The organism is Cellvibrio fontiphilus (assembly GCF_042646205.1).
In the GTDB taxonomy this organism is placed as follows: Bacteria; Pseudomonadota; Gammaproteobacteria; order Pseudomonadales; family Cellvibrionaceae; genus Cellvibrio; species Cellvibrio fontiphilus_A.
In genome coordinates, this window is the sequence record NZ_JBHRTF010000003.1 from 641,600 (window position 1) to 656,383 (window position 14,784).

At 45.0% G+C, this 14,784-nt stretch carries 9 protein-coding genes; 1 reads left to right on the forward strand and 8 read right to left on the reverse strand.

The annotated features are described in order from the left end of the window. Window positions 1-48: 48 nt before the first annotated feature. From ACFODX_RS08355 to glgC, 8 genes are all read right to left on the reverse strand, one after another. Window positions 49-738, reverse strand: a complete 690-nt coding sequence (locus tag ACFODX_RS08355; protein WP_378117976.1) for a response regulator — start codon at window positions 736-738, stop codon at window positions 49-51. A 64-nt stretch (window positions 739-802) separates the two neighbouring features. Further along, a complete protein-coding gene (locus ACFODX_RS08360) occupies window positions 803-2,416 on the reverse strand; it encodes a sensor histidine kinase (RefSeq protein WP_378117978.1) in 1,614 nt (537 codons plus the stop codon). Beyond that, window positions 2,329-3,780, reverse strand: a complete 1,452-nt coding sequence (locus ACFODX_RS08365; protein ID WP_378117980.1) for a TrkH family potassium uptake protein — start codon at window positions 3,778-3,780, stop codon at window positions 2,329-2,331. The genes ACFODX_RS08360 and ACFODX_RS08365 overlap by 88 nt, the downstream gene beginning before the upstream one ends. Before the next feature lie 158 nt (window positions 3,781-3,938). Further along, entirely contained in the window at window positions 3,939-7,037 is a 3,099-nt protein-coding gene (locus ACFODX_RS08370) for a glycoside hydrolase family 15 protein (protein ID WP_378117982.1), read from the reverse strand. 191 nt (window positions 7,038-7,228) lie between these two features. Next, window positions 7,229-7,591 (reverse strand): hypothetical protein, encoded by a 363-nt coding sequence (locus ACFODX_RS08375; protein ID WP_378117984.1) that lies wholly within the window; start codon window positions 7,589-7,591, stop codon window positions 7,229-7,231. Window positions 7,592-7,657: 66 nt separating this feature from the next. Then, on the reverse strand, window positions 7,658-9,151 hold the full coding sequence (malQ, locus tag ACFODX_RS08380) for a 4-alpha-glucanotransferase (protein WP_378117986.1): 1,494 nt from the start codon (window positions 9,149-9,151) through the stop codon (window positions 7,658-7,660). Window positions 9,152-9,211: 60 nt separating this feature from the next. Next, window positions 9,212-10,939 (reverse strand): glycoside hydrolase, encoded by a 1,728-nt coding sequence (locus ACFODX_RS08385; RefSeq protein WP_378117988.1) that lies wholly within the window; start codon window positions 10,937-10,939, stop codon window positions 9,212-9,214. Beyond that, a complete protein-coding gene (gene glgC, locus ACFODX_RS08390; protein ID WP_324260126.1) occupies window positions 10,932-12,197 on the reverse strand; it encodes a glucose-1-phosphate adenylyltransferase in 1,266 nt (421 codons plus the stop codon). Before glgC ends, ACFODX_RS08385 begins: the two co-directional genes overlap by 8 nt. 371 nt (window positions 12,198-12,568) lie before the next feature. Here glgC and glgB point away from each other — a divergent pair, with 371 nt between their 5' ends. Then, on the forward strand, window positions 12,569-14,779 hold the full coding sequence (gene glgB / locus ACFODX_RS08395; RefSeq protein WP_378117991.1) for a 1,4-alpha-glucan branching protein GlgB: 2,211 nt from the start codon (window positions 12,569-12,571) through the stop codon (window positions 14,777-14,779). Window positions 14,780-14,784: the final 5 nt, after the last annotated feature.

A 14,784-nucleotide genomic window follows, 5' to 3' on the forward strand; every position in this document is an offset into this window, starting at 1 on the left:
TATATGGATAATTGCACACTAAAAATATTGAGTGTTAATGAGTTGCGGTTAATTTTCCACACTAGGTAAAAAGCGATAACCAACGCCGGGTTCAGTTTCTATGTAGCGCGGGTTTGATGGATCATCGCCCAGCTTGGTACGCAGGCGAGCAATAAAAATGCGCAGATAATGTGTATCTTCCACGTGGGTGCCGCCCCAAATTTCGCGTAGCAATTGCTGTTGTGTAACTAAACGGCCGGCGTTATTGATGAGACGCTTCAGTAATTCAAATTCTTTGCGCGATAATTTGGTGGCTTCTCCATCCACTGTTAATTTGCGCTCCTGCAAATCAATAATGACGCGCTCATCCTGATAGCTTTGCACAGTCTCTACACTTGGGCCAAATGCTTTGATCAATCCGCGAATGCGGGCCAGCAATTCCTGGATGCCAAAGGGCTTGACTACATAATCATTGGCGCCGGTATCCAAGGCCTGCACGATTTCAGATTCGCGATTTCGTACCGATAAAACAATAATTGGCTGATGAAAAAAATCACGCAATTTTTTTAGCACGACTTGACCATCCAGATCAGGTAAGCCCATGTCCAGAATAATCAAATCGGGAAGTAGTTCGGCCGCTAATGCCAAGCCCTGACGCCCATTATCCGCCTCTAATATGGTGTAGCCTTGGGCAGTCAAACCAATTTGTAAGAAGCGACGAATTTGAGGTTCATCGTCAATAATTAGAATTTTACTCATGATAACTCCAGTTACATGAAAGGGAGTATAGACAGCGCTGGGAAGTATCTGCGTTACATCGCTGTTAAATTTCTTTTTCCTGATTTTTATTATCGTCTGCTTCAGTGACAGGCAGCTCAATACGCACACAGCACCCGGGGTTTTTCTTATCCGCTACTCGGCGTGGGTTGGCTTGTATGGTAACTTTTCCACCGTGAGCCATGATCATTCCCTGACAAATCGTCAAACCCAAACCACTGCCAGACCTACGGCGGTCGCCTTTTTCTGCGGTGTGAAAGCGCTCAAAAACTTTTTCACGCTCTTCTTCGGGGATACCTGTTCCTTGATCGCAAATGGTAAACACAATCATGTCGCCTTCCCTGAAGCAGTCAACGTCAATACTTGCATCCTTAGGGGAAAATTTAATGGCGTTATCAATCACATTAAATATTGCTTGCTCTAAAAATGCGGCGTGTACATAAAGTGGCGGCAAGTTAGGATGAATGTTTTGTTTGATATCGTTATGTATGAGCAGTGGTTTTAACCGCTTTTTAACCACGCTTATTATCTCTTCAACGGTGACCCAGTCACATTCTAACTGGAGGTGACCAAAGCCTAGTTTGGTCATATCCAGCAGGTTTTGTGTATAGCGATTAAGCCGCTGCGCCTCTTCAAGAACGGTTTTTAGTAGTTCCGTAGTCTCTTCTTTGTTTAAGTGATCACCAAACTCAATAACGGTAGAGGTGGCACCTATCATGGTGGTGAGTGGTGTGCGGAAGTCGTGGGACACAGAGGACAGCAGTGCTGAACGGAGCAATTCGTTTTCTTTAGCGATTTTTTCTTTTTCCAATTCTGCTGCAAGACGTGTACGTTCGAGTGAAATATTTACCTGATGTAAAAGCAGTAGAAAAATGTCTTTGGGTAAGTATTGTATGTTGGTAATCGATATTTTCAATAAACCTATAACCTGACGCGTGTTGTATAAAAAATACACATCATGTTCGAGTTCGAGTTCGGGAATTTTTTTAATCATTTCAGGCGTTAAACGCAGCTCCAACAATTCCTCCAGATAAGTTTTCCGAAGGTTAGTCATGCGCCTGATCATTGGATGTGTCGCCCAATTATCACCATGGGTGATGAGAACGCAATTTTCTTTCCAGGGAAGCAGTGCCTCTCGCATCGCATTGACTACATCCTCTGTATTCAATGCTTTAGGTAGTTTTTCTAATAGCTCTAATTCAATATCTGTCATAAATTCGCGCATGCGAATTTTTTGAACATTGTTTTTATGCTTGGTCGCCATGTAGCCAACAATTACTGAGGTAAGCAAAAATAGCAAAATCGTCAGAAGATCCTCGTCCTGGTGAATCATGATCGAGTGAGTAGGGTTGGCAAAGAAAAAGCTAAAAGCAAAAAAGCTGGACAGCGCGTTAATAATCGCCAATTCAACAGTTACGTTGATGGCAATAAAAACCACCATCACTATGTACAACAGTGGCACATTGGTTTTTGGTAAATAGTCAGTAATTAAAAACGCGAGCGGTGTTAACAACCAGGGAAACAAAATCCCTATAGGGTAAGCAAAGCGGCGTAGTGTTTTTTCGATAATCATCATGCCCGCCAAAATGCAGGGGTAAATAAAACTAAAATGGTTAGAAACTCCAAACGCCCCAGCAGCATGCCCGCCGATAGCGCCCACTTGGCAGTATCACTCAGGCTGGAAAAATTCCCCGCTGGGCCAATAACATCGCCCATTCCTGGGCCTACGTTCATAACGGCGGTTGCTGCACCGGAGATACTGGTCACCATATCCAGGCCAGTAAAAGCAAGAATGACTGCGATAACAATGAGGCAGGCAGCCATCAGGCACATGTATGAAATCGACGAGGCAATAATCTCTGAGCTAATCAATCGCCCATTGTAGCGACGACTAATAATAGCGCGGGGGTGAATGGCGGTGATGATTTGCTCTTTAACCAGACCCGCAAAAATTTGCAAACGGAAAACCTTGATTCCACCACTGGTGGAGCCTGAGCAACCGCCAACAAACATAGCAAAATAGAAGACAACAAAAGAGACTGGCCCCCACAGCTGGTAATCACCAGATGCAAAGCCTGTTGTGGTAACAATAGAAACCAGATTAAAACCTGCCATAGTTAACGCACGAAAAGGATCCATTTGCTCGGTGATAATTAATTGTGCCGTTAAAATTAAAGTCATGATGGCAACGATTAAGAGTAAACCTCTTACTTGGGTATCCTCCAGCACGATGAATCTTCTGTTAATTAACATGCGCACAAAAATGACAAAAGGAAATGCGCCAGCGAGCATAAAAACTATCGCAATCCAATGCAGTAAGAGGCTATTGAATTGAGCAAATGATGCATCGGAAGTGGAGTAGCCTCCTGTGGAAACTGTAGCCATCGCATGGTTCACCGCATTAAAAAAGTCCATGCCAGCTAGCCAGAACGCAAGACAACAGAGAATAGAAAGACCGATGTAACAATAAATGATCATTGCCATCAGGCTACGTGCGCGTGGCATTGCTTTGTCTGACCAGTCGGATGACTCTGTTTTAAACAAGCGCATCCCACCCACGCGCAGAAAGGGCAGTACGGCAATCGCCATACCGATAATCCCAACGCCGCCAATCCAGTTCAGCAGTGAGCGCCAAAGTAATACATCTTTTGGTAGCTGATCCAGGCCGACCATAACTGAGGAGCCGGTAGACGTCACTCCAGACACAGCTTCAAACACTGCATCCGCAAGAGTCAGTGGGTGGTCAATCAAAATGAAGGGCAAGGCGCTGAAGAGTGAGACACCGGTCCAGGCAACAGTTGTGATTAGAAAAACTTGCCGGGGTTGCATAAAGTCGAGGCGCGAGCGTTTACCCATGAGTAAAAACGCTATACCCACCAAGCTGGTAATTGTTGCAGACGAAAAAAAAGCGAGTTGATTGTCGCTGTTGTAGGCGATGGAAAGTGCCAGTGGAACCAGCATAAAAAGGGCAAGAATATTAAGAATCGCCCCCAAAATCAGTAGTGTTGGACCCAGTAATTTCATAGTTCTCAACTTTAAGCAAACGAAGCACCCTAAGAGGGCGCATTCTAAACGCTATACCGTTGTGAGCCTATGGCCGACTTGCATATATTTCATAAAATCAGGTGGTTATGAAAACATGGCTGCAAGCCGGCACAGGGCTTCTTATTGCTTATTGCGGGTTAGTAGGGCTGGGTAATTTCAGCAAAAACCAGGGTGACGTACAGGTTGAGTATATGGGGCGACTGCTCCAGCAAGATCATAAGGTCTGTTTCTATGCCGCGATTATGCACAGGTGATTTGCGATCACGCATATAGCGTTCAGCGGCAAGCTCCAATACTTCAAGGAATACAACCGGCTCTGCAAAACGAACCTGTGGGTTAGTAATGCAAAACTGGGTGTAAGCATACAACGCTTCCACTACTGCACTCTTATAATAGGCAGGGTAGAGTTGGTGAGTTAGCTGATCTATATGGTGTGCAAAGCTTTCTTCGCCAGGCGTCATGGAGCGGCGAATTGTTTTGCAGTCCAAATTGAAGCAGCGCCCATCGGGGTTACAAAAAATCAATTGCTCGGCAAACATTAAGCTGTGCCAAATGTCTTTCAGGAAATTATCATCAAAGTGAGTAATCAAACCTCGGGCAGTTCGCCATTCCTTCCAGTCATTGTCTATTGCCTCGGAGAGAATTGCATTTTCATCTTCCGACATTGGTAAGTGATGGATAGGATAGGGAGTGATCTGATTAATTTCTTGCGAAAACACCTTTTTCCTTGAGGTTAGAATTGCACGTATTTTCTTGTACAGTCGCGCTGGCGATTGTAACCCCAGCCATTCAACCATACTCACATCTTCGGCGTCGCCTTTGTCCATACCGCAGAGCAGCATGAAGTTTCTAAGTTGCACCGAATGCAAACCGTCAAATAATTTTGGCTCTGCACGAATTAAAGAACCGATACCTGATATCAGCTCCTGAACCAGTGTACGCTCCAGCAAATCCGGGAAAAGTTCACGCACACTTTCAAAATATTTTGCGTTAGAGAAAGATTGATCGACTTTAATCTCAGTATGATTATTGTCACCTACAGAAATAATAAGGTTGCGCGCAGCCAGCAAAGTTAAGCTATCGGCCAAATCAATTAAGCTGTAGCTCAGCTGGGAGAAACAAAAGCGCGATAACAGCCAGTAATTGACTTTTTGCGAGCGGTAGAAGAAGTCCCGGATCAATTCTTTAAGGGTGATAACACTGCCATTGCTGCCCACATTATCCGTGAGTTTTTTACCTTTTACGTAATTTGAAAATTTACGGTAGGTAATGATGTCACTTTCTGTGTAAAAGTGTTCAAGCAATGCAGCTGCTATGGGCTCAAGTTGCGCGGGTTGCAGTGCATCATCTTTTGAGTAGCTCGCTAAAACCTGCTGATTCATCGATGGAATATGAAAATGAGGAATAGTGAGTGTGTTTACCCTGGATGCGCGATAAGCCAAATTTGCCGATGCATAACCCACATATTCTTGTTCATTGCGCAGCTGATAATTGCGCAACATTTGAAACAATAATTCACAATTGGGAACTTTGTTAAGGCGGTGGTCAATCATTAACGTAAAAACAGCGACCTCTGAACTCAACCAATTTTTGTGAATAAAGGCAATCTCTTGGGTGAGTGTTTCAATAATCCATTCGGCATCGTAACGGCGATAGTCTTCGCGCTCACTTTGCAGCCATGAGAGGCTTAAATACACTTTATTATTGATCTCGTAGGTTTGCGATGTTGCCAAACTTTGCACGCGTCGCCGAGGCCTACCAGTCAAGCCCAGTGATTTATTTTCACCGACATGCGCATAAGCTTCCATAAGGCTTGAGGCTGATACAACCCCCATGGGTTTAATATCTTGCAAACTCTCGGCAATAACACCGTGTTTGGATAAATTTTGTTTGATCGCTTCATTCTCGGTAAGAACAACCAAAGCAATATTGGATTTAACAAAGCGGGTAGAGCGGCGGCGCATTTTTAATGGATCAAGGTCGTCTGCACTGACCAATCCTTCATCAAGCATCAACCCAGTCAAAAACAAACTTTGTGCCCAGACCAAAGGAATATTTTCATTTGGCACTCTAGTTTGTGAGCGTGGATTGCGTTTTTCTGCTTCAATATTTTCAATCGGCAAATAATAAAGCTCGGGAAGTAAACCTATACCATTCACATTTACAGTGAGTGATTCCAACTTTTTCCGATAATACTTTGCGGTTGCCTCACTGCCGTCAAACAATGCAGTAATGTAGAGGTAGGTGAAAAATAGCGGCCATTCAGATTCAACATGAGCAAAATTTCCCAGCTCATCGTGCTCGTAATAAATGCGTGAACTTTCTTCCAATACAGTTTGATGGCCATCCCACAAAAAACGTTTACAGCCGTAATTGCCACCTAATTTTGTCAAAATTGAATCGCGCGTTTGAGTTGCAAGTGTTTCTTTTCCCACTGCAAATGCAGGGAAGCCGATAATGCTGAGTAAGGCGCTGTCTGTTTCTTTTGAAAGTGATTCACGTGGCAGCAGAGAGGCAAGGGTGGTTCTAGCAAGCGAAATCGCATCGGCAATTACATGAATTGTTGCGCGCGGGTCGCCATGTTTTCCGAACAGGTTAAATTTATCCAGTGCTTGCAATGCTGCTTTAGCCATGCCCACAGAGCTGGCATTAATTTCTGTTTTACCGTTGTTGACTTTATTACCGCGCTCCCAAATTCCATAATCGGGCGTGCGGTAAGCACTCGCTATGTAATAGACAAGATTCTGAACAAAATCTACTTCGTCGTAGGTGCATACAATTCGCAGGCCTGATGCGCTCATTTGTGCGAGCATCAGTAAATAAACCGAGGTTGCATCTATTTGTAAATGGCCCCAGGCATCATCGGCAACAACGGGTAATCCCGTAGCGGTATCGTATTTGGCATGCAGCGCATCGCGGTTATCCAATGAATGTTTGAATGCTTCAACCTTATTGGCCTGACGCATCATGGATTGCAAGAGACCGCGCATTAATTTAATGGTGGATTGTTCAAGCAGATCGCTTTTATAGGTTTCACCTTGGTGCTTTAACGCAAGCGACAAAGACCAAACACTGATAATCGAATAAACATTGTCGCGAACCCACGCATCTGTGTAGTCGCCATGGCTGGTAATTGCTGTACTTGCGGGCAGCAAACCAGTAACTGGATGCTGTTTACTCAGTATGACTGTTTCGACCTCAGCGTATAAGCGCTCTAACAGTTGTCTGTGCTTCATAAAAAGGCTGTGCCATTCCAAATAAGCGAAGGGAAAGGGCCACAAACCAAGCCGGCAAGCCTTACAGGATTATCGTGCATGGTGTTGATCCGTACTCAATTTAACATAATATACATTATGCGCAATTGGTGTGGGTTCTTGTGTGGCCATTAATAAGAAAGATTGCTGGCAAACAACTTGCCGGCCTATCTTTAAGCATAAGCTACCATAGCAAATAATTCGGTAGCTTTGGGCGTTCTGGGTTGAGCCTGGATCATTTCCATCAGCTGGTTGCAGGCCTCCTCATTGGACGCGTCTATCTCTACGCCGAATCCACGACTGTTGGTGTGAACGACAATCGATTCAAACTTGTAGCGTTGAAGCTTTTGTGAGCTGCGATAAACCAGAATTTCTATGTCGAGTTGCTGTAATGCATGAACATCTGAAAGATCAGATTCAATATATAGGCCATATCGACTTCCATTTTTGATACGTCCTATAGCGACCGGAACACCGTAACGATAAATAAGGATTTTAATGTCGGTTGGGTGACGATCACTGCATCTATGTTCCATAACGATTCCTGCGCAAGTTGAGTGATAAATGTGCCATCATCGGTTTGGGCTTGCCCTGGGGCGCCTTTAGCCAAGCCGATGATAGATAGTTAACAACTGCCGGATATCACCGGCTAATCCTGGATCAAGCTGATCCCAAGAAAATGTCCACACCCAATTTTTATCCGTTGTGCCGGGCATATTCATCCTGTGCCCTCCATCAAGCTCCAAAAGGTCTTGCATTGGCATAATTGCCATATTTCCTACCGAGGATAATGCCGCTTCAATCAACAGCCATGGCATTGGCTCTGTAGAATTAAAAAAATATTTTTTGATTAATTGACGACTGTTTTCCGCTAGGTTTTCATACCAGCCCAAAGTGGTATCGTTGTCGTGCGTGCCGGTGTAAATCACCTCGTCGCGACTATGATTATGTGGCAAGTGCGGGTTGTTGCTGTTGCCATCAAATCCGAATTGCAACACTAACATGCCGGGCAAATTAAATTCACGGCGCAGCGCTTCTACTTCTTCGGTGATAAGCCCCAAGTTTTCGGCAACCAAAGGCAGCTGGGGAAAGGCTTCAAAACAAGCGCGAAGTAATGCTGCGCCGGGTGCTTTTACCCACTTGCCTGCGCGCGCATCTTTGCTGCCTGCAGGAATTTCCCAAAACGCTTCAAAGCCTCGAAAGTGGTCTATACGAATTAAATCAAATAATTGGAGTTGGGTTTTTAATCTTGCTTGCCACCATAGGAAACCGTCTGCAGTCATCGCCTCCCAATTGTAATGAGGGTTGCCCCAGTGCTGCCCTGTCTCTGAAAAATAATCGGGTGGCACTCCTGCTACTGTTAGTGGGTTTCCGTGTGTATCCACACAAAAGTAATGCTGTTGTGCCCAAACATCAGCACTGTCGTGCCCGACAAAAATGGGCATGTCACCAAATAGAAAAATGCCTCGATCATTCGCGTATTTTTTTAACGCATGCCATTGGCTAAAAAAAGCAAACTGTTCAAATACTACCTGATCAATTTCAGCTTTTAATTCTTCTCGAATGGTTTGAAGCGATGTTATCTCACGTGTGCGAAGCTCAGCAGGCCAATCTACCCAGGATACATTGGGTCTGCTTGCACGTATTGCGCTAAATAACGCAAAATCATTTAGCCAATAATCTTGTTCTTCACAAAAGCGTTCAAAATTTTCCTTGAGCTGTGCGCCCTGCTCGCCTGCCAATTTTTCATAAAAAGATGTGGCGGCTATGTGTCGTAAATCGGTAATTGTTTGATTGCGATTAACGCTTTCTGAAAACGTAATCCAGCCTTGTTCTACAAGCCAATCCAAACTGATTAAGTCCGGGTTTCCTGCGTGAGCAGAAATAGACTGATAGGGAGACATGTCATTCTGGGTTGGGCCAGTTGGCAACATCTGCCAAATAGAAAAACCGGCCTCCGCTATAAAGTCTACAAACTTGTAGGCGTCACGTCCCAATGTACCAAAAAAATTTTTGTCACTATTAAAACTGTAGAATTCAGAACAGGGTAAGGATGTTGGATGTAACAAAACACCCGCTGTGCGGCGCTCAAACAAGGGTGATTTGTTAACCATAAGTATGCGCCCTCCCCTTTAATGCTGATAAAAAGTTAAACGTCAATTCGCATGTCCTTGTCGCATTACGCCCCCAGAGGCGGGATCTCCACCACCTACGCTCATTACTTGATGTAAATAAGCTGGCGTTGGTTGATCTATTAAGGTGTAAAGGTTGATGAGATGGCGACGAAATAAATATTCGAAGTCACTTACGCTTTGGGCGGGGTTGTAATCACCGAACCACCAAAACCAATCCGATCCCTCACACAGAGCCAATTGTTTCTCAATTTGAGCTAGCTGTGCAGGAGAAAAACTACGTTTGGAAAGTGCCAGATCGACCTGTTGTTTAGCGTCGCACAACATATCCCAGCCGCGATTTTTGTCCTTGTCGCCAATCCAGGTCGAGAAGGTGCCGTATACCCAGCTACCAGCAACCAAGTGTGGCATTGCCAGTGGCAAAGGTTTTTGTTGATCCAAAAATTCACTGTAGGTGGTTAATTCAAGTTGTGGGTGATTAGACAAGCGCTCATACAGATTGTGAAGAAAATGATAGGCATTTTCAGGGAAGTATTCCCATGCATTTTCTCCATCCATAATGACGGAGATAACGGTGTTTTTGGTGTCTTTACTGTGTTTTGCTATGTTGACGATATGATTTAGCAAATCGCCTACTGCATCATCTGAATGCCATGTGGCGTATTTGAAACCAATAAGATCTGACAACCCATCATCCCGGAAAAACGTTTTAATTTTTGTATTGTGGAATGTGTAAGCTCGGTGTAAGGACTCCTGCTTTGAATACAATTCAGTTGCTATTGTGTGATTCTCTGGTGCACGCAAACTATTATGCAAGACCGAATCACCGGTGGCAGCCCAATCAAACTTCTCGGCACTCAACAACGCCAGAGTTTCATCGCTTAATGCGCCTTCAGAAGCCCAACAACCTTTTGGGCGAATACCAAAGTAGTGCTCAAAAACTTTAAGCCCTTCATGCAAATGCCAGCGAGCTCTATTGCGACCATCAGGATAAAAATCTGCATTAGGCAGCTGCACATCGGGCATTGCTTGTTTCGCGCTATTAAGATCGAGCAATAAAGGAACTATAGGGTGAGCATAGGGGCTCATGCATAGTTCGATCTGCCCTCTTTCTGCAAGTTTTCGGTAACGCGGCCCAATAGATGCGACGAGTTCACCGATGATGGCGAGTAATTCCCGCCTGTCGGCCATAGAAAAATTACGTTCTTTGTCTTGTAGTTTTTTGATTCGGGGATCGGTGCGACGCGGTATTTCAGCGAGCCAGCTGAGGTGATACCAAACACATAAATCAACGGCAAATTGTTCATTCAAATAGCGTGTAAGAAAAGGCTTTTCATTGAGCGAGTCAACTATGTCAGCAAGTTCTTTGAATATGGGGAAGCGATCAATCATGCGTTCGCGATTAGCGCGTAAATATTTTTTTAGTAGATCGCTGTAAGCCATAGAGCCAGGAGCCGGCATTACCGGCTCCACCAGTGATGCTAGCACTGCATCTTTAATTTTATCGCCCTTTGTTAAATAAGCAGCAATTTGCTGCGCATAATCATCCAGCTGCTCAAGTAAAATGGGCGCAAAGTTAACCACCGCTTTTGCGGCGGGCTGCTCCTCCAAGTGCGCAGCCATGTCCACATAATCTTTAATCGCGTGAAGGTAAGTCCAGGGGAAATAATATTCCCCGGTAACTATGTCGCGGTAATCCGGTTGATGCATATGCCAAAGAAAAACGACCTTCGTTTTACCATGATTAACCATTAACTTCATCCTGTCCTAACATATCTGGCGTGACTAATACGACACCTTTGGGTGATACATGGAAGCGTTTTTTATCTTCTTCCAAGTCGTAACCAATGATGGTGCCATCGGGGATTCTGCAGCGACGATCAATAAGTGCTTTGCGAATTTTGCAATTTCTGCCGACATCAACACCTGGAAATAAAACTGAATCTTCAATTTCACAATAGGAGTGAACTCTAACGCGAGGGAACAACAACGAATGCTTAACTGCTGAACCAGAAATAATGCAGCCACCTGCGATTAATGAATCCACCGCGTAACCACGTCGCCCTTCATCATTAAAAACAAATTTTGCTGGCGCCACTTGTTCTTGATAAGTCCAGATCGGCCAAGCACCATCATACAAATCCAGTTCTGGTGTAATACCGGTTAGTTCCAAATTGGCTTCCCAGAGTGAATCCACTGTTCCTACATCGCGCCAGTAAGCATCGCCACCTGAAACCGGATCGCGGAATGGGAACGCATTTACACGATGGGTTTTTATCATTGAAGGAATAATGTCCTTACCGAAGTCGTGTGATGAATTAGGATCATCTCTGTCTTTCAATAATTCTTTAAATAACACTTTGGTACTAAAAACATAAATACCCATGGATGCCAATGCTTTGTCTGGCTTGCCAGCTACAGGTTCAGGGTTTTTGGGTTTTTCGGTGAATTTAACAATACGAAAATCTTTATCAACATCCATCACGCCAAATGCGTGGGCGATTTCAAGAGGTACTTCAATACAGCCGACAGTGATATCAGCGCCGCGCTCTACGTGAGCGGCGATCATGGTTCCATAATCCATTTTATACACGTGGTCGCCGGCAAGAATGAGTACATATTCAGGGTTGTGGCGACGAATAATATCGATGTTTTGAACAACCGCATCGGCGGTTCCTACATACCAGGATTCGCTTAGTCGCTGTTGGGCTGGCAACAATTCAACAAACTCACCCAGCTCACCACCAAGGAAACCCCACCCACGCTGCACGTGACGGTCCAGCGAGTGGGATTTATATTGCGTGAGCACACTAATCCGACGAATTCCCGAGTTAACACAATTCGACAAAGGGAAATCGATGATGCGAAATTTCCCGCCAAAATGAACCGCTGGTTTTGCCCTCCAGTCGGTTAATTGATGCAACCGGGAGCCACGCCCGCCCGCAAGAATAATTGCCAATGTTTCGCGAGTAAGTCGACTAACAAAACGACCTGATGATTGTGTACTCATTAAATCTTCTTCCTTATGGCTATTGTGTTTGCAGATTATGAATTTTTTGTGACTGCACTAACATAGTGTGAGCAATATCAATGCCAATACATTGATCCAACTCAAGGATTCAATTATCACAAAAACCTTATGGTGCACTTAACAGTAAGCAAGTCTTTGTCAGTGCGAGTTAAGTGTAGCTTCAAGTTTGGCATTGAATCTGCAAATGCCAAATTTGAAAGTAAATTTTTTTAATAATTCTTACGACAAACCAAGCAGATACTGGCTAAGCTAGCTAAGTACATTTGGTGAATAATTTTTATAATTGTTATCACTTTTCGTGCCGCCCATGACATGTGCACTGTTACATCATTTAAACAGGAACTGATTTAATGCCAAATTCACAGCAGGACAATAACTTAAGCCATGAAATGCTACGTATTGTGACAGCAACTCATCACGATCCATTTGAAGTGCTTGGGCGCCATCCATTAGGTGATAAAGCAACGGCAGACGCAGATACTTTTGTTCGGGCATATATTCCTGGCGCCCGTTCGGTAGCGGTGCAAACTACTAATAGTCAATTTGTTTCAATGGCTCGCATTGAAGGAACCGATTTTTTTGTATGGCAAGGTTTGGGGCAAGATTTACCTGCGCGCTATCAACTGCATTGGTTGGATCGCCATAATCAGCCCCATACTGAAGTTGACCCTTATTGTTTTGCCCCTTTATTGGGCGATATTGATATGCATTTGTTTGCCGAGGGGCAACATTGGAACATTCACCACCATCTTGGTGCGCATCCGCGCCTTGTGGACGGCATAAGCGGAGTGATGTTTGCGACCTGGGCGCCAAACGCCGAGCGAATTAGTGTGGTGGGTGATTTCAATGATTGGGATGGTCGCGCTCACCCAATGCGGGTTCGCGGTGGCAGCGGTTTGTGGGAGTTGTTTATTCCCGGAGTGCAGCCGGGTGCTATTTATAAATTTGAAATTCGCAACCGTGCATCGGGCGCCGTATTTTTAAAGTCTGATCCCTACGGGCAAGCATTTGAGCTGCGCCCGCAAACCGGTTCCATCGTAAAAGCCGATTCGTTGTACAAATGGCAGGATAAAAGCTGGATTGATCAGCGCGAGCATTGGAATTGGCAGTCATCACCTATGTCGGTGTATGAAATGCACTTGGGCTCCTGGCGCCGTGGTTGGGCGGGTGAATTTTTAAACTACAGGGAAATTGCTCACCAATTAGTTGATTACATAAAACCTTTGGGTTTTACCCATGTGGAAATATTGCCGGTCAGTGAGCACCCCTTTGATGATTCCTGGGGTTATCAGACAACGGGGTATTTCGCGCCTACCAGTCGCTTTGGCTCTCCGGATGACTTTCGCTACTTCGTTGATTATCTGCACCAACACAATATCGGTGTGATTTTGGATTGGGTGCCGGCACACTTTCCAAAGGATGCGCATGCCCTTGCCCGCTTCGATGGTTCAGCGCTTTATGAGCATGAAGACCCGCGTTTGGGCGAACATCGCGACTGGGGTACGCTGATTTACAACTATGGCCGCAATGAGGTGCGTAACTTTCTGCTGGCCAGCGCTCTGTTCTGGTTAAAGGAATACCATTTGGATGGCCTGCGGGTAGATGCTGTTGCCTCGATGCTCTACCTGGATTATTCGCGTGAACACGATCAATGGTTGCCCAACAAATATGGTGGCAATGAAAATCTGGAAGCGATGGATTTCCTGAAGCAGTTGAATGAGATATGCCATGGACAAGTCCCTGGCGCTTTAGTAATTGCCGAAGAGTCAACCTCCTGGCCGCAGGTGACACGCCCTACCTGGGTGGGCGGTCTGGGTTTTTCCATGAAATGGAATATGGGGTGGATGCACGATACCCTCGATTATTTCAGCAAAGATCCCATTCACCGTCAGTACCATCATAATCAACTGACCTTTGGCATGATTTACGCCTTTACCGAAAACTTCCAACTGCCTTTTTCGCACGATGAAGTGGTGCATGGCAAAGGTAGTATGTTGAATAAGATGCCCGGTGACGATTGGCAGAAATTCGCTAATTTGCGTCTGTTGTACACCTACATGTATACCTACCCCGGCACCAAGTTATTGTTTATGGGTAGTGAGTTTGGTCAGTGGAGCGAATGGGCTGCCGGGCGCAGTCTGGATTGGCACCTGCTTGAATACCCGTCGCATCAAGGCCTTGCAAATTTGGTAAAAGACCTTAATCAACATTACAAAACTATGCCTTCGCTGTACCAGCGCAGCTTCCGTCACGATGGTTTTGAATGGATTGATTGCCATGACAGCACCCAGTCAATTATCAGTTATATCCGCAAAAGCGATGAGGATTTCAGCATAGTGGTACTTAATTTTACGCCGGTCGCACGCGACAACTATCGCATTGGCGTGCCTGTTGCTGGGGTTTATCGCGAAGTATTAAATTCCGATTCCAATTTTTATGGCGGCAGCAATTACGGTAACGGCGACCCGCTACATACCCAGGAGATTCCCTGGATGAATCACCAACAATCATTGGATATTCATTTGCCACCTTTGGGGGCATTAATACTCAAGCTTATTTAAACGAC

Coding starts and splice junctions, on each gene's coding strand:
- ACFODX_RS08355 (WP_378117976.1), bottom strand. CDS start 738: ATGAGTAAAATTCTAATTATTGACGATGAACCTCAAATTCGTCGCTTC.
- ACFODX_RS08365 (WP_378117980.1), bottom strand. CDS start 3,780: ATGAAATTACTGGGTCCAACACTACTGATTTTGGGGGCGATTCTTAAT.
- ACFODX_RS08370 (WP_378117982.1), bottom strand. CDS start 7,037: ATGAAGCACAGACAACTGTTAGAGCGCTTATACGCTGAGGTCGAAACA.
- ACFODX_RS08375 (WP_378117984.1), bottom strand. CDS start 7,591: ATGGAACATAGATGCAGTGATCGTCACCCAACCGACATTAAAATCCTT.
- ACFODX_RS08385 (WP_378117988.1), bottom strand. CDS start 10,939: ATGGTTAATCATGGTAAAACGAAGGTCGTTTTTCTTTGGCATATGCAT.
- glgC (WP_324260126.1), bottom strand. CDS start 12,197: ATGAGTACACAATCATCAGGTCGTTTTGTTAGTCGACTTACTCGCGAA.
- glgB (WP_378117991.1), top strand. CDS start 12,569: ATGCCAAATTCACAGCAGGACAATAACTTAAGCCATGAAATGCTACGT.